Here is a 19,537-nt window from a genome sequence, read left to right on the forward strand (position 1 = left end):
TCAGCCATGGCTTTTCGTGACATCGTCGGACACCGTCGCCAGATTGGGCTGCTCGCCCGGGCTCTTGGGGCTGACGCGCTGCCGCCTAGCCTGGTGTTTTCCGGCCCAGACGGCGTCGGCAAGCGGCTGGTCGCTCTGGCGGTGGCCCAATCGCTCAATTGCCCGACCCCGGTCACCGATGGAGCCACCGGCAGGCGTGATGCGTGTGGGATCTGTCCGGCCTGCAGCAAGATCGCCCGGCGCATCCACCCGGATGTCGTGTTGATTGAGCCGGAAGACACCGAGGCGATCAAGGTCGAGGCGGTTCGCCAGGTGGTCGGGCAGGTCACCTACCGACCGTTCGAAGGTCGCTATCGTGTCGTTGTCATCGACCAGGCTGATCAGATGAACGACACCGCGCAGAACGCCCTGCTGAAGACGCTCGAAGAGCCGCCGCAGCGCACTGTCATGGTGCTGGTCACGGCGCAGCCGGACACGCTGCTGGCGACGATTCGGTCCCGCTGCTGCCAGGTCCGGTTTGCGCCGCTCGCGCCGCACGATATTGCCCGGGCGCTGGTTGAGCGGCATGGCTTTACCGATCGAGACGCGAATGCCGCCGCGGCACTGGCGGGTGGCAGTTTTCGCAAGGCGCTCGAAGCCGGATCGGGCGAGACCACCGAGGCACGGGCCGTCGCCGTGGCCGTGCTACAGGAAGTCTCACGCGAGAGCGATCCGCGTGCCCGTCTGGCGGCGGGCGCCGCGCTGTTGCAGGCGGTGCCTCGGAAGGGCAGGGACAAGTCGCCAGCCAGCTCGGACCGCGGTGCGCTGGCGGTCCGTTTGAGTGCGATGGCGTCGATTATCCGGGACGTCACGGTTTTGTCAGCACGCGCGTCCGATGAGGCACTGGTCAACCTTGATATCAGGAGCGAACTGGAATCCCTGACGAGGTACTACGACCGGGCCAGGCTTGAGCGCGCGTTTTCGGCCGTCGGACGATCGCTTGCTGCGGTGGAACGGCACAATGCCAGTCCGAAGATCGTCGTGGACTGGTTGGCGGTCCAACTGTAGCGTCGCGGGGTTCGAGCGGCGATAGATGCAGAAGACTATGAGCGCTGGACTCCCCGGCGCCGCGATCATGCTCAAGACCATCGGCGGCATGATGGTCCGGGCGGCGGTGCTGTTTGATCCGAACCCACCTTTCGCGGACGGCGACGCGGTCGTCGTCAATCTCGATGGCGGCCCTGTCATTGGCCACATCGTGGTCAGACCCCTGCTGGTCATGGCGAAACAGCCGATGGCTGACGGTCTTCCGCAGGTCATCCGGCGCGCCAGCGCGCAGGATCTGACGATGAGGCACCGCCACGAACAGCGGGAACGGGACGCCTTCCGTCTCGGCGTGATGAAGATCCGCGAGCGGGGACTCGCGATGAAGCTGGCGCGGGTCGAGCAGGCGTTTGACGGGTCGAAGCTCATCTTCTTCTTCACCGCTGAAGAACGCGTCGACTTCCGGGAACTCGTGCGGGAGTTGGCGTCGGACTTCAAGACACGGATTGAACTGCGCCAGATTGGCGTGCGGGACGAGGCGCGGATGCTCACCGGCTACGGCACGTGCGGACGCCCGCTGTGCTGCAGCACGTGGCTGCACTCGTTCGATCCCGTGTCGATCAAGATGGCGAAGCAGCAGGATCTCGCGCTGAATCCCTCGCGACTGTCGGGACTGTGCGGGCGCCTGAAGTGCTGCCTGCGCTACGAACTGAATGGCGGCGCGGTGGCGCCAGCCAGCCACAGTGACGAAAGCCTCGCCGATAGCGTCGATGAATCGGGCTCGCGGGCTCGCGGCGGGGGATGCGGACAGGGCCGCCACCCATGAGCCTGCCCCGCATCGCCATCACCGTGGGCGATCCGTCCGGCATCGGTCCCGAGATTGTGGCCAGCGCGCGCGTCGACTCGCGGGTAACTGAGGTGTGTGTGCCCGTCGTGTACGGCCCGGCAGATCTGGCCCGGTTTCGTCCAGGCCAGCTCTCGGCCGAGGCGGGCCGTGCGGCGTATGACGCCATTATCGCGGCGGTGAACGATGCCCTGGCAGGACGCGTGCAGGCCGTGGCCACCGCACCGGTGAACAAGGAGGCGTTTGCGCTGGCCGGCCTTCCCTGGCGTGGTCATACCGACTTGCTGGCGCACCTGACCGGGGCGCCGTCGGTGGCGATGATGTTCTACGCCGAGGCGCTCCGCGTGGTGCTGGCGACGATTCACGTGCCCCTGGCCGATGTGCCGCGGCTGCTGACGCGGGCGTCACTGGAGCAGGTGATTCGACTGACCGCGCGCGAGATGCCGCGTTTCGGATTTCCCCATCCGCGACTGGCGGTGGCCGGACTCAATCCGCACGCCGGAGAACATGGCGTACTCGGATCAGAAGAGCGGGAGGTGTTCGAACCCGCGCTCGCCGCGTGCCGAACCGATGACATCGACGTGGCTGGACCGTTTCCGGCCGACACGTTATTCGTGCGTGCCGCCCGGGGCGAGTTCGACGTCGTCGTCGCGAGCTACCACGACCAGGGACTGATTCCGATCAAGCTGCTGGCGTTTGGCAAGGCCGTCAATGTGACGCTGGGCCTCCCGATTATCCGGACGTCGGTCGATCACGGGACGGCGTTCGACATCGCGGGCAAGAGGGTCGCCGATCATGGAAGCCTGGTCGAAGCCATTCGGCTTGCCGCGCGACTGGCCCGGCACCAGGCGGCGCCGACAACCGGTGCGGGAGCTGGCGCATGACGGCCCGGGACGACCACCAGAAGGAGGAGCGCCGGAAAGCGGAGCGCATCATTGCGGACAATCGCAAAGCGCACCACGACTATCACCTGCTCGAGACGTTCGAGGCGGGTGTGGCGCTGGTCGGCACCGAGGTGAAGGCCATCCGCGAGGGTCGGGTGAACCTGCGCGACAGCTACGCGCGGGTGACCGATGGCGAGGTGTTCGTGCACAACGTGCACATCGGGTCGTACAGCAGCCGGGGCTACGCCGATCACGAGCCGCTGCGGCCGCGCAAGCTGCTGCTGCACCGCCACGAAATCCGCAAGCTCATCGGCAAGACCACCGAACGGGGCATGACGCTGGTGCCGGTCCGGATGTACTTCAAGGATGGCCGGGTCAAGATGGCCATCAGCCTGGCGAAGGGCAAGCAGGCACACGACAAGCGCGAGACGATCAGGCGCCGGGAGATCGACCGCGAATCGCGCGCGGCCATCAAATCGCACGGACGCTAGCCTGCGCAGGCCGATTGCGGCGACCTCTGGCCGGATGCTAGCATGCTGAGGCTTCGAGACGCAGGCTCGGCCAAGTCCTTCGATTCATGAATTCGGCGACGAATTCATTTACTCAGGACTTGGTGCTGAGCGAGCACAATTGACCGAATCGCCTCGCTAGAATACGCAACGGTACGTGCGAGTCGAAGCACCAGAGGAGGAAATTCCATCGTGCTGAAGAATACCAAGCTTGTCGCCGGGGTCATTGTCCTGGCGGTCCTGGTCGTGATCGTCGCGATCTGGAACTCGCGACGCGGCGGGGAAGGCATGACCATCGACCTGCTCGCGCAGTTGGGTGACACACAGAAGCGGAGCACGTGGACGCAGACGACCGAGACACTGTTTGGCGTGAAAGACGTCACGATTGCCGGCAAGACGCACAAGGCGATCTTCGCGCCGCCGATGTCCCGCATCAAGTTCAAGATTGAAGTGCCGCGGCGCGGCGTGCTTGAGGTGTTCTATGCCCTCCGCGAGGACGCGTGGACCGCGGATGGCGATGGCGCCCAGTTCCGGATTGGCGTATCGGACGGCCGGACATACGAACAGTACCTCCAAGAAGCGATCAATCCGAAAACGCGTGACCGCGACCGCAAGTGGCTCCCGGCCACCATTGATCTGTCGGCGTACGAAGGCCAGATGGTCGAGATCGTCCTGAGCACGGATCCCGGACCACCAGACAACCGCGACCCGCGAAACGATTTCTGCCTGTGGGGCGATCCGAAGATCAAGGGGCGATAGTCACGGGAGCGGGTTGATGGCGATTGTGGGAACGGACCGGGGCGCGGGCACGATGCAGGTGCCGATGCTGGACTTGCAGGCACAGTATCGGCCGCTCCGGGAGCAGATCCTGGCGGCGGTCACGCGTGTGTGTGACAGCCAGCGATTCATCATGGGGCCGGAGGTCGACCAGTTCGAGCGTGAGTTGGCCCGGATGCTCGAGGTGCCCCACGCGATTGGCGTCTCGTCGGGCACCGATGCGTTGCTGCTGGCCATGATGGCGCTCGGCATCGGGCATGGCGATGAAGTCGTCACCAGCACGTATTCGTTTTTCGCCACCGGCGGCTGCGTGGCCAGGCTTGGCGCCACGCCGGTGTTTGTCGACATCGACCCGGTCACCTACAACATCGACCCGTCTGCGCTGGCGGCGGCCATCACCCCGCGCACGAAAGCCATCATCCCCGTTCACTTGTACGGCCAGAGCGCCGATCTCGAGGCCATCCTCGCCGTCGCGACCCGCGCCGGCGTACCGGTCATCGAAGATGCGGCCCAGGCCATCGGCTCTCGCTACAAGGGGCGACCGGTCGGCGGGTTCGGCCTCATCGGCTGTTTCTCGTTCTTCCCAAGCAAGAACCTGGGCGCGTTCGGGGATGGCGGGCTGGTGACCACCAGCAGCGACGATCTGGCGGCTTTGCTCCGGCGACTTCGCGTGCACGGCGCCGACCAGCAGTACTACCATCGCGCGATCGGCGGGAATTTCCGGATTGACGCGCTCCAGGCGGCCATTCTCCGCGTCAAGTTGCCGCACCTGGCCGGCTGGACCGAAGGCCGTCGTCGAAACGCCGCGCGCTACGATGGGTGGTTCCGGGAACGCGGGCTGACGGACCGCGTGACGACGCCGGTCGCGCTGGCCGATCGGTACCACATCTTCAATCAGTATGTGATCCGCGTGTCGAATCGGGATGCCGTCAAGGCTCACCTCGAATCCCGCGGTGTTGGCTGCGCCATTTACTACCCGGTGCCGTTCCACCAATTGGAGTGTTTCGCCTACCTTGGCTACCGCGTGGGGCAGTTCCCACACGCTGAAGCGGCTGCGCGCGAGACGCTGGCGTTGCCTGTCTTCGGCGAGTTGACGGAGGCTCAGCAGCGCTACGTCGTGGATGTGGTCGCCGAGGCCGTTGGTCGACACGGCTGAAGATCCCGCCCGTCGCCCGGACTTTCCAGACAGGAGCCAAACACGTGAAGGTTGCCATCGCCGATCACTCCACACCGCCGCCGGCCACGCGCAGTCGGATGCCGGGCGTGACCACCCAGATCTTCATCGGCCTCGTGCTGGGCGTCGGGATTGGCTACCTCTGGCCCTCGTCTGACGCCAACGGCGTGCATGTCGCCGGATACGCCGAGCAGATCAAACCACTCGCCGACACGTTCCTGCGGATGATCAAGATGATCATCGCGCCCCTGCTGTTCTCGACGCTCGTCGTCGGAATCGCCGGAACCGGCGACCTGAAGGCCATGGGACGGATTGGCCTCAAGGCGATCATCTACTTCGAGGTGGCGACCACCATTGCGCTCTTCCTCGGTCTGGGCCTTGTGAACCTGTTCCAGCCCGGCGCGGGCGTGCAGGTGGCGACGATGGGCGTTGACACGCTGCGGGCGCTGCAGGAAACCAAGGCGCACAGCGGATGGGACATGCTCGTGACGCTGTTCCCGACGTCGGTCTTCGACGCGATGGCGCGCGGGGACATCCTCCAGTTGGTGGTGTTCTCCATCTTCTTCGGCATTGGCGTCGCGGCGATCGGGAAGAAGGGCAAGCCGGTGGTCGACTTTCTCGAGAGCACGGCCCAGGTGATGTTCAAGTTCACCGGCTACGTGATGATGTTCGCGCCGATTGGCGTGATGGCGGCCATTGCCGCCACCGTCGGCAAGATGGGGATCGGCATTCTGCTCACGCTCGGCAAGCTGGTCCTGCTGATGTACGGCGGACTCCTTCTCTTCGCGATCATCGTCGTTGGCGGCGTGTCGTTCCTGATCCGCGTGCCGTTCTTCCTGTTCCTGCGGGCCGTGAGGGAGCCGTTCCTCATCGCGTTCACGACCGCCAGCAGCGAAGCCGCGCTGCCAAAGGCGCTCGAGGTGATGGAGTGCTTCGGCTGCCCCAAGAACATCGTCGGCCTGGTGCTCCCGACCGGGTACAGCTTCAATCTCGATGGCACGACGCTCTACCTGTCGCTGGCCAGCGTGTTCGTGGCCCAGTTATTCGGGATTCCGATGACGTTCGGCCAGCAGCTGATCATGATGGTGACGCTGATGCTGACGAGCAAGGGCGTGGCCGGAGTGCCCCGGGCGGCGCTCGTGGTGCTGACCGCGACCCTGTCGCAGTTCAAGCTGCCGCTCGAAGGTGCCGCGATTCTGCTGGCGATCGATCAGATTCTCGATATGGGCCGCACGGGCGTCAACGTGATGGGCAACTGCATAGCCACCGCCGTCGTGGCCCGATGGGAAGGCGTCTTCGATGATGCAAAGATGCGGGAGTTCGCCTCCGGGAAACGGGCGGTGTGATGCGGCGAACGGTCCTGGTCACCGGCGCCGCTGGTCAACTCGCCCAGGCGATCATTCAGACGTTTGGCCCCGATCACGAGGTCGTGGCGCTGACGCGCGCCGAGTTGGATATTACTGACGAGTCCGCCGTCGAGGCTGTGATCGCCGCGCGGGCGCCCGCGATCGTGATCAACTGCGCCAGCGAGAACGACGTGGACCGCGCACAAACGCATGCCGTGCGGGCGCTCGAGATTAACGCGTTCGGCGTGAGGGCGCTCGCCCGTGCGGTGGAGCGGCTCCCGGCCACCCTCGTGCACTACAGCACGGACTTCGTGTTCGACGGGTCGACCACCCGGCCCTATGTCGAAGACGACCGGACCAATCCCCAGAGCGTCTATTCGGCGTCGAAACTGCTCGGTGAGTGGTTTGCCCTCGAGGCCACGCGCGGATTCGTACTGCGCGTCGAGAGCCTGTTCGGCGCACCGCCAGCCGGTCGTCCCGCGCGAAGCAGCCTCGACCGCATTGTCAGCGGGATCGAAGCCGGCGACGAGGTGCCGGTGTTTTCCGACCGGACCGTGTCGCCAAGCTACGTACACGACATCGCCGCCGCCACACGCAGACTCCTCGAGATGCAGGCCCCGGCGGGCGTCTATCACTGTGTCAATACAGGAGCCTGCAGCTGGGTGGATGTGGCCCGCGAGGCGGGACGGCTGCTGGGTATGACGCCCCGGTTGCGTCCGATCACGCTCGAGGACGTGGCGTTGCGCGCACCGCGGCCGAAGTTCTGCGCGCTCGACAACTCGCGGCTGACCGGTCTGGGCATCGTGATGCCGACCTGGCAGGACGCACTGGCCCGGCACATCAGGGCGCGCCGATCGTAGGGCGCAACCACCTCCGCCAAGGCTACGGCGGTCCGCCGAAGCGGTAGCGAAGGCGGATGAATTGCGCCCTACGCCAGCACCTCGCGCACGAGATCCGTCACGAGATTTCCCACCGCCAGACACGCCGTCAAACCAGGCGAGCTGATGCCCGCTGCCTGAATCAGCCGCGGATTCCTGGTATCGCGCCGGATCAGGAAGTCGGCAAACGTCTCGTCCGGCGCGTTCAGATTCGGCCTGATGCCGCTCCCTCCCATACGGAGATCGGCCAGTTGAATCTCCGGCAGCAACCGGCGAGTCGGCTCGAGAAACTCCGCCAGTTCCAGGCGGCTGCTTTCGTAGTCGTCCCTGCTCTGCTGGTGCTGAATCGTTGGTCCGATGAGTACGCTGCCTCTCGTCGTCCTGGTCAGATGCACGCCCAGGCCATGACCCGACACGTGGGGCAGTGGATACACCAGCGCGTTGACCAGATCGCACCTGGAGGGCGCGATCTCGGCGTACTCTCCCCGGCACGGATAGATCGTGAACGTCTCGCCGCCGAGCTGGGCCGATACCTCATCGGCATGGAGCCCGGCGGCGTTGACAACGACGCGCGCCCGAATCTGCTCGCGCTCGGTGTGGAGGATGATGCTGTCCTGCGCGAGGTCCGCGCCGGCGCACCGCGTTCCGGGCAGCAGATAGGCGCCGTGATCTTCGCAGACACGGGCGAGCGCCTGCACGAGCTCCTCCGGCTCCACAATGCCGGTCGTCGGCGAGTAGACGGCTGCCACACCGGCGGCGTGCGGTTCAACGCGACGGATGAAATCCCGGTCGACCAGCGTCAGTCCCTCGACCAGGTTGGCATCGCCCCGCTGCTTGAGGGCCTGCAGCGCGTCCGCTTCCGCCGCGTCCAGCGCCACGATGAGCTTGCCGCACCGGGCGTGCGGCACGCGATGCTGTTCGCAAAACGCGTACAGCAGCCGCGCGCCCTCGACACACAGTCTGGCCTTCAGCGAGTCGGCGGGATAGTAGATCCCTGCGTGAATCACTCCGCTATTGTGAGTACTGGTGTCCATGCCGAACCTGGGGTGCCGCTCGAGCACACACACTCCCAGCCCGGCCCGCGCCAGCGCCGAAGCTGACGCCAGGCCTGTGACCCCTCCACCTATGACGACAACGTCGATCGACTCCATTGGACTCCTCAGCCGACACCAGACATCTTCTATGGGCCTCATCTTACCGAATGAAGCGAGTTTCTCGTCGCCCCCGCCCCTGTCCTTGCGTCGCGCGGCGCGAAGCTCATAAGATCAGATGCCGCATTTATGGCAGGGGAGACATGTATGGCGAAGCGAGCGATCATCACTGGTATCACGGGGCAGGACGGGTCGTACCTGGCCGAACTGCTGCTCGAAAAGGGCTACGAGGTCACCGGCATCATCCGCCGGCTGAGTTACCAGAACTTTGGCCGGATCGAACACCTGCTTGATCGCGTCACGCTTCGGCCTGCCGATCTGCTGGACCAACTGTCGCTCGTGCGAGCGATTGAAGATGTTCAGCCCGACGAGCTCTACAATCTGGCGGCGATGTCGTTTGTGCCCGCCTCGTGGGACCAGCCATTCCTGACCGGCGAGTTCAATGCCCAGGGTGTGACGCGCGTGCTCGAGGCGATTCGCATGGTCAACCCGAAGATCAAACTGTACCAGGCGTCGTCGAGCGAGATGTTCGGCAAGGTCCGCGAGGTGCCGCAGACCGAGATGACCCCGTTCTACCCGCGCAGTCCGTACGGCGTGTCGAAGGTCTTCGGGCACTACATCACCGTGAACTACCGCGAGAGCTACGGGCTGTTCGCGTGCTCGGGGATTCTGTTCAACCACGAGTCGCCCCGCCGGGGACTCGAGTTTGTGACGCGGAAGGTGACCGATGGTGTGGCGCGGATCAAGCTCGGGCTGGCCGACAAGTTGCGCCTCGGCAATCTTGACGCCCACCGCGACTGGGGATTCGCCGGCGATTACGTCCGCGCGATGTGGCTGATGCTGCAGCAGCCGACTCCCGATGACTACGTGGTGGCGACCGGTGTCAGCCATTCGGTCAGGGACCTGGTGCAGGTGGCCTTTGCGCACGCGGGGCTCGAGTGGAAGAAGTACGTGGAAGTCGATCCGACCCTGCTTCGACCGGCCGAAGTCGATCATCTGATCGGCAGCTCCGACAAGGCGCGCAAGATCCTCGGGTGGGAGCCGTCCGTTGATTTCAACGGCCTGATTAACATGATGGTGGACGCGGACTTGAAGCGTCTGGCCAACTGGAAGCCCGCGACGGCTTCCTGAAGTCTTCGCGGCGCGGAAATCGCGCGTCGAGGCAACCGGCTTTCTCCAGCCCGCGATGGTGATGCCGCACGCGGATTGTCTCCTACCTGGTTGATGAGGGTGTCCATGAATCTGTCTGAACGCATCCAGAACAAGACGTGCAAGGTTGGCATCATCGGTCTCGGGTACGTCGGGTTGCCGCTTGCGGCGGAGCTGGCCAAGGCCGGGTTCCCGGTAACGGGTTTCGACGTCGACGAACGGAAGGTCAGCGAACTGAACGCGGGCCGAAGCTACATCCCGGACGTGTCAACGGCGGAGCTGGCCGAAATTGTCCGCAGCGGACGATTCAGGGCGACCACCGACATGTCGGCGCTGGCGGAGATGGACGCCATCGACATCGCCGTGCCGACACCGCTTCGCAAGACCAAAGACCCCGACATGTCGTATGTCGTGCAGGCGGTCGAGGCCGTGAAGAAGCACCTCCGCAAAGGACAGATGGTCTGCCTGGAGTCGACCACCTACCCCGGAACGACCGACGAGCTGGTCAAGCCGATGCTCGAGGAGACCGGGCTTCGTGCCGGCGTCGATTTCTATCTCGTGTTCTCGCCCGAACGCGTGGACCCGGCCAATCCGGTGTACCTCACGAAGGACATCCCGAAGGTCGTCGGTGGGATTGACAAGACGAGCACCGACCTGGCGTGCGCGCTGTACGGACAGGTTGTCACCAGGACGGTGCCGGTCAGTTCGACCGTCGTCGCGGAGATGGCCAAGCTGCTGGAGAACACGTTCCGCGCGGTCAACATCGGGATGGTGAACGAACTGGCCTTGATGTGCCACCGGATGGGGATCGACGTCTGGGAAGTGATCGACGCCGCGAAAACCAAGCCATTCGGTTTCATGGCGTTCTACCCCGGACCGGGACTGGGCGGCCACTGCATCCCGATCGACCCGTTCTATCTCTCGTGGAAGGCCAAGCAGAGCGGCTTCGAGGCACGATTCATCGAGTTGGCCGGCCAGGTCAACGCCTCGATGCCCGCATGGGTAGTGTCACGCGTGGCGGACGCGCTCAACACCGTCCGGAAGGCTGTGAACGGGTCTCGCGTCCACATCTACGGGGTGGCCTACAAGAAGAACGTCGGCGACATGCGTGAATCGCCGGCGTTGGACGTGATCGAGCATCTGCTGCGGCGTGGCGCCACCGTCACGTACAGCGATCCGCACGTGCCAAGCTTCCGTCTCGACGGCCATGGCGAGCAGCACGCGATTTCGGAGGCCGATGCGCTGGCCGCGTCGCCCGATTGTGTCGTGGTCACGACCGACCACGACGCATTCGACTACGACGCGCTGGTCGGCAAGGCGTCGCTCATCCTGGACACGCGCAACGCCCTCCGGAAGTACCAGGGCGCGCACATCCACAGGCTGTAGCCTACAGGCGCTCGGCGATCACCGCATAGTCACGATTGCTGAACAGTTGTCCGTTCAGGCGATCGACGTTGGTGTTGAACGTTTCCATCATGGACACTTCCGCCGGCGTCAGGGCGGTGTCGCGCCCGACCGACATCCGCTGCATTTTGTGGTCCGGGGAATACGGCGCCATGTACCGGACCTCGATGCGCTGAAACCCCGCGGCCGTCACCAGGAAGCTGAGCGTATCGGGGTGGAGCGGCCAGGCATGCGTCACGTCGCGGATGTAGCTGTCGAAAAACGCCGACCAGCATGCCGGATTGAGCGTCTCGAGTACGAGCCGGGAGCCGGGCCTCAGCGCGTGGTAAGCCACGTCCAGCAGGCGCATCAGGTAGCCGGGTTGAAAGTGTTCTACGACCTGCGCGGCGAACAATCCCCCCAGTGAGCCATCCGGCAGGCGCTCGAGATACGACAGCGCGTCGCCTTCATCCACAGTGAGGCCCCGACTGTGACACAGTTCGACCATTTCGTGATTGATGTCGAGACCACGTCCGCTGATGCCGTGGTCACGCAGAGTCGCCAGGAACTCCCCGCGGCCGCAGCCGAGATCCAGGACGTCGGACGCGCCCTCGAACAGCGGCAGGTAGGTCGCGAGCCGTTCGCTGATGTCGCTTTCCGATCCCCTGAACTTATCCTCGAAGCCGACGTACTTGTACGCGTTGACCGCATCCGGGCTTGCCGCCGAGCGGACGCCAGGCTCCGCTCGATCGGTCCGGTCAGCCGCGACTCCAGCGCCAGTCGTCGCGTGCGCCATCGGCGCCGGGGCAGCCGCCAGCAGCCGCTCGAGTTCGCGCTTGAGCGTCGCGCCTGTCTGGTTGACGATGGCAATGCTCGTCTGGATTTCGCCCGCTATGCTGGCGCGGATTTCGTCGAGCGCCGCCACCATCCGTCGCTCCCGCGCCTGGGTGGCCTCCCAGCGGAGCGCGTACACGGCATTGACTTCGTCGAGGTACGCCGCCAGCCCCGAGCCGACCATCATCTGATGCCGGTAATTCGTCTCGATCAGCGGACTGACCTGCTGCATGTACTGGATCACGTAGTGGTGGAATCGGGCGAGGGCCTGCATCTGCTCGCCCAATTGGACCTCAATCGACGCGGCGTACGACACGACCGTCCCGTTGAACGTCTGCTGACGCCGCAGCACGCCGGAGAACGGTGTGCGGAGTAGCTTCCGGCCGAAAGCCAGGACGCGCCCGACAAGCGACGGCCCCGCGGATTCCTGCATGATCTCCCAGATCGGGGCCAGCGAGGCCGACCCGTGACCCTCGCCACGGGTGGCCGTCGGGTGGATCGGCTCGAACTTCGGGATCGCACGATCGACCGCCTCGAGGGCGTTCCGGTACCGACGGTCGGCCTGCTCGCGTTCCGCCGTCAGTCGGCTGGCTTCGTCCGGGTGTTTCAGATCCTCAGACACAGTCCACTCCTCGCGTCCTATCGCCCAGTTCGCCGGGTTGTCCGCCGTGGCGTCCCGACCGGCGGTGCGCCATCGAGTCGGATGGCCGCAGCCGACCTGTCTGCCTCACTCTACAGCCAGTCCAGCTTGACACCCATGTGACTGGCAATCGCCCGCGCCTGTTTGGTGCCATCCACGACCAGGTGCGCCGGCCACCGCGGGTGCGGATTGGGCTCGGACGTCCGCGTGCGCTCTAGCAATGCCTCATAGTCCTGCGCCATGATCTCGATCGTCGCGTGCCGGCTCCAATACCGCCTCGCGGCACTGCCGAGCTGCTCGCGAAGCTGGCGGCTTTCGGCCAGCCGGCGGATCGCGAGCTTCAGCATCTGCACCTCGTCGGTCAACTCGACGATGAGCGCAATCGGTTCGCGGTCCGCGGGCGGCCGGTCGCCAACCGCCAGAGTGGCCATCGACCGTGGGTCGATCACGGGTACCTCTGTCAGGTGCGCCAGCTCGCTGATGACCGTGGGCTTGCCAGCCGCCAGACAGCGGAGCCAGGAGGCGGACGTTTCCCGGCCCGTCGGCCAGCGCAGGCAAAGACACGCATCGGCGAGCGCCAGATACCGGCCCAGTTCTCCGTCTGGCACGTAGCCGGTGACCACGACGCGGTCGGCGACGTGCGACGACGCCGCATCACGGCGAACGTCGTAGTAGTCGGCCGTCCCGCCCACGCACAGCAGCCAGGGTTCCGGGACAAGCCCAGACACCTTGATCTGGCCCAGCGCTTTCACGACAGCCGACAGCCGCTTTTCAGGCGTCGCCCGACCGAACGCCACAAACACCACGGCCTGCTCCGGAATACCCAGCATGGCCCGCAGGGCCTCGGAGTGCCCGGTCTCGCCGGTCGTCAGATCCCGAACGCCCTGGCGAATCGGGATGACCTTCGCGCCTGCAACCACCTCGGACAGTTCCTCGGCCAAGAGGCGATTGTGAACCGCCACCACCCGGCCTGCCTCGACCGGAATTCTTACCATCGGGTGGTCGTAGTACAGCGAACGGACGGCGTCTCCCAATCCGGAAATCACCACCTCGTGCAGCGCACGCGGGGCACGGGGATGACAGTACGAAAACTCCGCGCGATACTCGTTGAGGCGTCCCCGCCCAATCAGGCCTGCGGCCCGCGCATGGTGCAGTTGTCCGTCGTGGATGACGACCAGCCCCGGGTATCGCACCATGTACGGCCAGATGTAGTCGTGACACAGCTCATTGCCCAACTGGTACACGCAGACATCGAATCCTTGTGTGGTATATCGCCAGGGGAAGTCGTGCGCGCCGCGCACGCGCACACCAGCGATGGGTTCGACTCGGGCGGCGCCAGGGCGGCCGTCTCCATCGTCGACAAACGCCTCGATCTCGTGCCGGGATGCCAACTGCGGGAGAAGCTCCGCGCAGTAGGCCGCAATTCCCGACCGATCCGGCGGCAGAGGGCTGAACCACGCAACGCGCATACGCCTAATCACCGTAGCACGAGTTTGACTTGCCCATGCTCCCCTTCGTCCGATAGCATGAGTGCGACTTATGCAGGGCTGGCTGTCGATTGTCCTTCTGGCTCTCCTGGGCGTGGCGTTCGCCCTGGGGTCGATCATCATGGCAAGGCTGCTCGGGCCGCGGAATCCGACGGCCGAGAAGGAAGCGCCGTACGAGTGCGGGATGCCGCCGGTTGGCGACGCGCGTGAGCGCCATTCGGTGAAGTTCTACCTCGTGGCGATGATCTTCCTGCTGTTCGACATCGAAGTCGCCTTCCTGTATCCCTGGGCCATGGCCCTGCGCGATTTGCGCTGGATGGGGTTTATCCAGGTGCTGGTGTTTTTCGCGATCCTCGTAGCCGGCTATACGTACGTGTGGAAGAAGGGCGCCTTGAAATGGGACAAGCCCTGACACTAAGGCGATGGCACCTATGATCGAGATTCCGGTTCTGACGACGACCGTCGAGAAGATGGCGCAGTGGGCGCGCCGGTCGTCGGTGTGGCCGGTGACGTTTGGCCTGGCGTGTTGCGCCATCGAGATGATGTCGATGGGCGCGTCACGCTACGACCTTGCCAGATTCGGGGCCGAAGTGTTCCGGGCATCGCCGCGCCAGGCGGATCTGATGATCGTGGCCGGCCGGCTGTCGCGGAAGATGGCGCCGCCGTTGCGGCGCATCTACGACCAGATGCCCGAGCCGAAGTGGGTGATCTCGATGGGCGCCTGCGCGTCCTGCGGTGGCGTGTTCGACAACTACGCCATCGTCCAGGGTGTCGATCGCGTGGTGCCGGTCGACGTGTTCGTGCCCGGCTGTCCCCCACGGCCGGAAGCGTTACTGTATGGCATCATCTCGCTGCAACGGAAGATTGACCAACAGCGGGCGTTTGAATACCCCCGCGGATAGTTTCGTCAGATCCATGGATTCACGCGCGATTGTCGCTGCCCTGGAAACTCTTGTGCCCGGCGCCCGCGTCGAGGCCGTGCCCGCCATCGATCAGCCGACGGTGCTGGTCGGCGCCGAGTCTCTCGTCGCCGTGTGCACCGCTCTGCGTGACGAACCCGACCTCCGCTTCACCGCCCTGGTCGACATCGTCGGCGTCGACATGATGCCGAGAGTGCCCAGATTCGATATCAACTACAGCCTGGTGGCGACGAGTGTTGTGGCGAGGCTGCGCGTCAAGGTGCAGGTGGACGGCGACTCGCCGCGGATTCGGTCGGTGGTTGGCGTCTGGCCTGCCGCGGGGTTTCTGGAGCGTGAGGTGTGGGATCTGCTGGGCGTGACGTTTGACGGCCACCCGGACCTGCGGCGGTTGCTCACACCCGAGGACTGGACAGGGCATCCGCTTCGCAAGGACTATCCGGTGCAGATCGACGCCCCGGTCAAGGTGCACGAGCCACTCCAGATGACCGAGGAGCAGTTTCGCGCCAACATCCGGAACGACCGGCAGATTCGAAAGGGCGACGCCTGATGGCCAGCGACTTCGCCGAGGTCGTCTTGCGCACGCTTGCTGCAGCTGTCCGCCTGCACGAGCAGGCGCAGACCTCGTCTGTCGACGCGACGGTGGCGGCCACCGAACTGATGGTGGCGTCGCTGCGCAGCGGCGGGAAGATCCTGGTGTGTGGCAATGGCGGCAGCGCCTCCGACTCCCAGCATTTTGCGGCTGAGTTGGTGGGGCGCTTCGAGCGGGAGCGGCGCGCGTTGCCCTCGATCGCGCTGACCACGGATACGAGCATCCTGACCGCGATCGGCAACGACTACGCCTACGATCGGGTGTTTGCGCGGCAGGTCGAGGCCATCGGCCGCGCCGGAGACGTCCTGCTGGGCATCTCGACCAGCGGCGGATCGCGCAATGTGCTGGAGGCGTTTGGCGTGGCGAAGGCGGGCGGCCTCACCACCGTCGCGCTCACCGGCCGTGACGGCGGCCTGGTTGGTGCGGCCGCCGACATCCACGTCAACGTGCCGTCGCCGTCGACCGCGCGCGTGCAGGAAGTGCACCGGACGCTGATGCACGCGATGTGCGAGCTCATCGAACGGGAGTTGTATGCCTGACCTTCGCACCGAAGTGCTGACCGTCAACATGGGGCCGCAGCACCCCAGCACGCACGGCGTGCTGCGCCTGGTGCTGGAGCTCGACGGCGAGACGGTGCTCTCGGTGATGCCGACGATCGGCTACCTGCACACCGGCATCGAGAAGACGATCGAGCAGAAGAAGTGGCAACAGGTGGTGCCGCTGGTCGAGCGGATGGACTACCTGAGTTCCCACTCGAACACGTTGAGCTACGTGCTGGCGGTCGAGAAACTGCTCGGCCTCGATGTGCCGGATCGGGTGAAGTGGATCCGTGTTCTGCTGGTTGAACTGCAGCGCATCAACAGCCATCTGGTCTGGCTCGGCACGCACGTGATGGATCTGGGCGCCTTCACGGTGATGCTCTACACATTCCGTGAGCGCGAACTCATCCTCAACGTCAACGAGTTGATTGCCGGCTTCCGGATGTTCCCGAGCTACATCCGCGTGGGCGGCTTGCGGGAGGATCTGACGGGCGGGTTCCACGAGGCCGTGCGAAACATCCTCGACCTGATGCCTGGCAAAATTGACGAGTACGAGGACCTGCTCACCAAGAACCAGATCTTCGTCAATCGCACGCGCGGCATCGGCATACTCTCGCGGGCTGATGCCCTCGCCTGGGGGCTGGTGGGCCCCATGGCGCGCGGGTCCGGCGACACCTACGATGTGCGGAAGGCCTTCCCGTATTCCGGGTACGAGACGTTCGAGTTCGATGTACCGATCGGCGCGAAGGGCGACGTGTTCGACCGCTACCTGATTCGCGTCGACGAAATGCGGCAGAGCGTGCGGATCTGCAAGCAGGCGCTTGACCGCATCAGTCCGCGCGGCGCGTTCGCGGCCGACGACCCGCGCGTGGTGCCGCCGACCAAGGACAAGGTCTACGCCGAGATGGAAGCGCTCATTCAGCACTTCCTGATCTACTCGCAGGGCTTCACGGTGCCTGCCGGCGAAGCGTACGTGCCGGTGGAGGGACCGCGCGGCGAACACGGGTGCCACGTCGTGTCGGATGGCGGCAACCGGCCGTGGCGCGTCAAGATGAGGTCGCCGTCGCTGATGGCCTGTCAAGCGATTGAGGCGATGGCCAAAGGCGGGCTGATTGCCGACGTCGTCGCCGTGATTGGATCGAGCGACGTCGTCATGGGGGACGCGGACCGGTGACTTTTCACCCCAACATGCCGTACGACACGGGGCTTCACAAGTCGGAGCGCCGTCTGCCCGAACAGGGTGAGCCCTTCGCCTTCACGCCAGAGAACCGGGCGCGCCTCGAGGAGATTGCCAGGCGGTATCCGCCGGAGCGGCGCAGGTCCGCGTTGCTGCCCGCGCTATACCTGGTGCAGCGCCAGCAGGGGTACATCTCCGGGCACGCGATGGAGCACGTGGCTGAGGAGATTGGCGTCACACCGGCCGAGGTCGAGGACGTCGTGTCGTACTACGCGATGTTCTACTCGCAGCCGGTCGGCAAGTACGTACTCCAGGTGTGCCGCACGCTCTCGTGCGCGCTTAATGGCGCGGAGCGCGTGACCGAGGCGCTGTCGGCCAAGCTCGGTATCAAGCCCGGCGAGACCGATCCGACAGGCATGTTCACGCTAATGGAAGTGGAGTGTCTCGGCGCCTGCGATCGGGCCCCGGTTGTGATGGTGAACGACCACTGGCACGAATGCCTCAAGCCCGGCGATGCGGCCAAACTGGTCGACGATCTCCGCGCGAAGGGGCCAGACGCGGTCAGCGGATGCCACTTGTGCGTCGAGAAGAAGTAGTCGGTAGACAGCAGTCGGACGGGATTCGGGATTCGGGATTCGGGGTTCGGGAATCGGGAATCGGGAGGGACTCGTAGGGGCGGGCTTCCGCCTTCGCGTAAAGCTTCGGCGGACCGCCGTAACCTTGGTGGAGGCGGTCAGACCCGGCGAATCGGTTAATCGTGTGTATGTTTGAACCAGTCCTCACCAGTTTCGTCCGCGAACCGAACAGCTTCACGCTCGACGTGGCGCTTGGGCACGGGGCCTACGAAGGCTTGCGCAAGGCGCTCACCATGGCGCCGGCCCAGGTCATCGAGACCGTGAAGGCCTCGGGTGTGCGCGGTCGCGGTGGCGCAGGCTTTCCGGCCGGCATGAAGTGGGGCTTCGTGCCGAAAGATTCCCCGAAGCCCAAGTACGTGTGCTGCAATGCGGACGAGAGCGAGCCCGGCACGTTCAAGGATCACGTGCTGATGGAGCGCAATCCGCATCTGGTGCTCGAGGGCTGCGCCATCAGTTGCTTCGCCATCGGCGCCAAGGTGTCGTACATCTACATCCGCGGCGAGTTCCACCACGTGGCCGACGTGCTCGAATCGGCGATCGCCGAAGCCAGGGCGCGCGGCTATCTGGGACAGAACATCTTCGGCAGCGGATTCGACTGCGACATCTTCGTGCACCGTGGCGCCGGCGCGTACGAGGCCGGCGAGGAGTCGGCGCTGCTCGAGTCGCTCGAAGGCAAACGCGCTCAGCCGCGCCTGCGGCCGCCATTCCCGGCGGTGGTGGGTCTCTACGGCTGCCCGACCGTCATCAACAACGTCGAGACGCTGGCCAACGTGCCGGCCATCATCACGAAGGGGCCGGAGTGGTTCGCCGCGCTTGGTCCCGACAAGAATGGCGGGCCGAAACTGTACTGCATCAGTGGGCACGTGGAACGCCCCGGCGTTTACGAAGCGACCATGAGGACGACGGTCCGGCAGTTAATCAATGACTATGCCGGGGGCATCCGGAAGGGCCGAACGCTGAAGGCGGTGATTCCGGGCGGGTCGTCCACGCCGGTGATGCTCCCCAACGCGATCGACTGCGAGGCCAGCTACGACGGCATCGCGAAGGCCGGATCGATGCTGGGATCGGCGGCGATGATCGTGATGGACGACACCACCTGCATGGTGTGGGCGGCAGCCAATCTCATCCACTTCTACCGCCACGAGTCGTGCGGCAAGTGCACGCCGTGCCGGGAAGGCGCCGACTGGATGCTGAAGATCCTGCTCAAGATCGAGCGGGGCGAAGGCGAGATGCGCGACCTCAAGTTGCTTGAGAGCGTGGCCAACAACATCACGGGCAAGACGCTGTGCCCGTTCGGCGATGCCGAGGTGGCGCCGGTGCTGAGCACGCTCCAGCATTTCCGCCATGAGTACGAGGCGCACATCCGCGAGGGGCGGTGTCCACTGCCGGCGGAGTGGCGGTGTGGGGGTGGGGGACACTGAGCAGAAATCGCTTCGGGAATGATTTCTGTGCGCCGGGGGCCACGCTGGAGCGTGGCGATCCGTGCGCCTGTAAGTGTGCCATGACCCGAGAGGTGCAAGTCCTCTCCAGGCAAACGCTCTCCGGCCTGAAGCCGACGATTACTGCGCCGCCGCGAGGCGGGGTGGGGAGCTATCGGA

19 protein-coding genes and 1 pseudogene are annotated in these 19,537 nt (G+C 65.1%); 17 read left to right on the top strand and 3 right to left on the bottom strand.

All coding sequences use genetic code 11. From position 1 onward, the window contains the following. The first annotated feature begins 6 nt into the window (after positions 1 to 6). From holB to rfbD, 8 genes are all read left to right on the top strand, one after another. Positions 7 to 1,047, top strand: a complete 1,041-nt coding sequence (holB, locus tag NT151_06980) for a DNA polymerase III subunit delta' (protein MCX6538658.1) — start codon at positions 7 to 9, stop codon at positions 1,045 to 1,047. Between the two features lie 37 nt (positions 1,048 to 1,084). Next, positions 1,085 to 1,849 carry a regulatory iron-sulfur-containing complex subunit RicT gene (ricT, locus tag NT151_06985; GenBank protein ID MCX6538659.1) on the top strand — a complete coding sequence of 255 codons (765 nt, stop codon included), beginning with the start codon at positions 1,085 to 1,087 and terminating at the stop codon, positions 1,847 to 1,849. After that, positions 1,846 to 2,751: a 4-hydroxythreonine-4-phosphate dehydrogenase PdxA gene (gene pdxA / locus NT151_06990; protein MCX6538660.1), complete on the top strand. Its 906-nt coding sequence runs from the start codon at positions 1,846 to 1,848 to the stop codon at positions 2,749 to 2,751. The genes ricT and pdxA overlap by 4 nt, the downstream gene beginning before the upstream one ends. Beyond that, positions 2,748 to 3,242, top strand: a complete 495-nt coding sequence (gene smpB / locus NT151_06995) for an SsrA-binding protein SmpB (protein ID MCX6538661.1) — start codon at positions 2,748 to 2,750, stop codon at positions 3,240 to 3,242. The genes pdxA and smpB overlap by 4 nt, the downstream gene beginning before the upstream one ends. A gap of 210 nt (positions 3,243 to 3,452) precedes the next feature. Then, positions 3,453 to 4,019, top strand: a complete 567-nt coding sequence (locus NT151_07000; GenBank protein MCX6538662.1) for a hypothetical protein — start codon at positions 3,453 to 3,455, stop codon at positions 4,017 to 4,019. A 16-nt stretch (positions 4,020 to 4,035) separates the two neighbouring features. Beyond that, positions 4,036 to 5,193: a DegT/DnrJ/EryC1/StrS family aminotransferase gene (locus tag NT151_07005; protein MCX6538663.1), complete on the top strand. Its 1,158-nt coding sequence runs from the start codon at positions 4,036 to 4,038 to the stop codon at positions 5,191 to 5,193. Between the two features lie 98 nt (positions 5,194 to 5,291). Next, positions 5,292 to 6,557, top strand: a complete 1,266-nt coding sequence (locus NT151_07010; GenBank protein MCX6538664.1) for a cation:dicarboxylase symporter family transporter — start codon at positions 5,292 to 5,294, stop codon at positions 6,555 to 6,557. Beyond that, entirely contained in the window at positions 6,557 to 7,417 is an 861-nt protein-coding gene (rfbD, locus tag NT151_07015; GenBank protein MCX6538665.1) for a dTDP-4-dehydrorhamnose reductase, read from the top strand. The genes NT151_07010 and rfbD overlap by 1 nt, the downstream gene beginning before the upstream one ends. Before the next feature lie 68 nt (positions 7,418 to 7,485). Here rfbD and NT151_07020 read toward each other — a convergent pair whose 3' ends face one another. Next, complete coding sequence (locus NT151_07020; GenBank protein ID MCX6538666.1) at positions 7,486 to 8,586, bottom strand: NAD(P)/FAD-dependent oxidoreductase; 1,101 nt, start codon at positions 8,584 to 8,586, stop codon at positions 7,486 to 7,488. 147 nt (positions 8,587 to 8,733) lie between these two features. On the opposite strand from NT151_07020, the gene gmd reads away from it, so the two are divergent. Continuing rightward, positions 8,734 to 9,717 carry a GDP-mannose 4,6-dehydratase gene (gmd, locus tag NT151_07025; protein ID MCX6538667.1) on the top strand — a complete coding sequence of 328 codons (984 nt, stop codon included), beginning with the start codon at positions 8,734 to 8,736 and terminating at the stop codon, positions 9,715 to 9,717. Between the two features lie 105 nt (positions 9,718 to 9,822). Then, positions 9,823 to 11,121, top strand: coding sequence for a nucleotide sugar dehydrogenase (locus NT151_07030; protein ID MCX6538668.1), 1,299 nt, complete (start codon positions 9,823 to 9,825; stop codon positions 11,119 to 11,121). Position 11,122: 1 nt separating this feature from the next. On the opposite strand, the gene NT151_07035 is transcribed toward NT151_07030, so the two are convergent. Beyond that, a complete protein-coding gene (locus tag NT151_07035; protein MCX6538669.1) occupies positions 11,123 to 12,574 on the bottom strand; it encodes a class I SAM-dependent methyltransferase in 1,452 nt (483 codons plus the stop codon). Between the two features lie 110 nt (positions 12,575 to 12,684). Then, positions 12,685 to 14,061 carry a glycosyltransferase family 4 protein gene (locus tag NT151_07040; GenBank protein ID MCX6538670.1) on the bottom strand — a complete coding sequence of 459 codons (1,377 nt, stop codon included), beginning with the start codon at positions 14,059 to 14,061 and terminating at the stop codon, positions 12,685 to 12,687. Between the two features lie 70 nt (positions 14,062 to 14,131). Between NT151_07040 and NT151_07045 the strand changes: the two genes are divergently transcribed. From NT151_07045 to nuoF, 7 genes and pseudogenes are all read left to right on the top strand, one after another. Then, positions 14,132 to 14,491 (top strand): NADH-quinone oxidoreductase subunit A, encoded by a 360-nt coding sequence (locus NT151_07045; protein MCX6538671.1) that lies wholly within the window; start codon positions 14,132 to 14,134, stop codon positions 14,489 to 14,491. Between the two features lie 10 nt (positions 14,492 to 14,501). After that, positions 14,502 to 14,915, top strand: a pseudogene (locus tag NT151_07050) (NADH-quinone oxidoreductase subunit B). A gap of 79 nt (positions 14,916 to 14,994) precedes the next feature. Then, a complete protein-coding gene (locus NT151_07055; GenBank protein MCX6538672.1) occupies positions 14,995 to 15,546 on the top strand; it encodes an NADH-quinone oxidoreductase subunit C in 552 nt (183 codons plus the stop codon). Next, positions 15,546 to 16,127, top strand: a complete 582-nt coding sequence (gmhA, locus tag NT151_07060; GenBank protein MCX6538673.1) for a D-sedoheptulose 7-phosphate isomerase — start codon at positions 15,546 to 15,548, stop codon at positions 16,125 to 16,127. The genes NT151_07055 and gmhA overlap by 1 nt, the downstream gene beginning before the upstream one ends. After that, a complete protein-coding gene (gene nuoD, locus NT151_07065) occupies positions 16,120 to 17,301 on the top strand; it encodes an NADH dehydrogenase (quinone) subunit D (GenBank protein ID MCX6538674.1) in 1,182 nt (393 codons plus the stop codon). The genes gmhA and nuoD overlap by 8 nt, the downstream gene beginning before the upstream one ends. Further along, entirely contained in the window at positions 17,298 to 17,900 is a 603-nt protein-coding gene (nuoE, locus tag NT151_07070; protein ID MCX6538675.1) for an NADH-quinone oxidoreductase subunit NuoE, read from the top strand. The genes nuoD and nuoE overlap by 4 nt, the downstream gene beginning before the upstream one ends. 167 nt (positions 17,901 to 18,067) lie before the next feature. Continuing rightward, the gene (gene nuoF, locus NT151_07075; GenBank protein ID MCX6538676.1) at positions 18,068 to 19,360 is read left to right on the top strand and encodes an NADH-quinone oxidoreductase subunit NuoF; all 1,293 of its coding nucleotides are present in this window, start codon (positions 18,068 to 18,070) and stop codon (positions 19,358 to 19,360) included. Positions 19,361 to 19,537: the final 177 nt, after the last annotated feature.

This window comes from Acidobacteriota bacterium (assembly GCA_026393675.1).
Taxonomy (GTDB): domain Bacteria; phylum Acidobacteriota; class Vicinamibacteria; order Vicinamibacterales; family JAKQTR01; genus JBAXOX01.

Excerpts from the sequence above, each read along its gene's own strand:
- holB (MCX6538658.1), top strand. The coding sequence starts at position 7 with ATGGCTTTTCGTGACATCGTCGGACACCGTCGCCAGATTGGGCTGCTC.
- ricT (MCX6538659.1), top strand. The coding sequence starts at position 1,085 with ATGAGCGCTGGACTCCCCGGCGCCGCGATCATGCTCAAGACCATCGGC.
- pdxA (MCX6538660.1), top strand. The coding sequence starts at position 1,846 with ATGAGCCTGCCCCGCATCGCCATCACCGTGGGCGATCCGTCCGGCATC.
- smpB (MCX6538661.1), top strand. The coding sequence starts at position 2,748 with ATGACGGCCCGGGACGACCACCAGAAGGAGGAGCGCCGGAAAGCGGAG.
- NT151_07005 (MCX6538663.1), top strand. The coding sequence starts at position 4,036 with ATGGCGATTGTGGGAACGGACCGGGGCGCGGGCACGATGCAGGTGCCG.
- NT151_07010 (MCX6538664.1), top strand. The coding sequence starts at position 5,292 with ATGCCGGGCGTGACCACCCAGATCTTCATCGGCCTCGTGCTGGGCGTC.
- rfbD (MCX6538665.1), top strand. The coding sequence starts at position 6,557 with ATGCGGCGAACGGTCCTGGTCACCGGCGCCGCTGGTCAACTCGCCCAG.
- NT151_07020 (MCX6538666.1), bottom strand. The coding sequence starts at position 8,586 with ATGGAGTCGATCGACGTTGTCGTCATAGGTGGAGGGGTCACAGGCCTG.
- gmd (MCX6538667.1), top strand. The coding sequence starts at position 8,734 with ATGGCGAAGCGAGCGATCATCACTGGTATCACGGGGCAGGACGGGTCG.
- NT151_07030 (MCX6538668.1), top strand. The coding sequence starts at position 9,823 with ATGAATCTGTCTGAACGCATCCAGAACAAGACGTGCAAGGTTGGCATC.
- NT151_07040 (MCX6538670.1), bottom strand. The coding sequence starts at position 14,061 with ATGCGCGTTGCGTGGTTCAGCCCTCTGCCGCCGGATCGGTCGGGAATT.
- NT151_07045 (MCX6538671.1), top strand. The coding sequence starts at position 14,132 with ATGCAGGGCTGGCTGTCGATTGTCCTTCTGGCTCTCCTGGGCGTGGCG.
- NT151_07055 (MCX6538672.1), top strand. The coding sequence starts at position 14,995 with ATGGATTCACGCGCGATTGTCGCTGCCCTGGAAACTCTTGTGCCCGGC.
- gmhA (MCX6538673.1), top strand. The coding sequence starts at position 15,546 with ATGGCCAGCGACTTCGCCGAGGTCGTCTTGCGCACGCTTGCTGCAGCT.
- nuoD (MCX6538674.1), top strand. The coding sequence starts at position 16,120 with ATGCCTGACCTTCGCACCGAAGTGCTGACCGTCAACATGGGGCCGCAG.
- nuoF (MCX6538676.1), top strand. The coding sequence starts at position 18,068 with ATGTTTGAACCAGTCCTCACCAGTTTCGTCCGCGAACCGAACAGCTTC.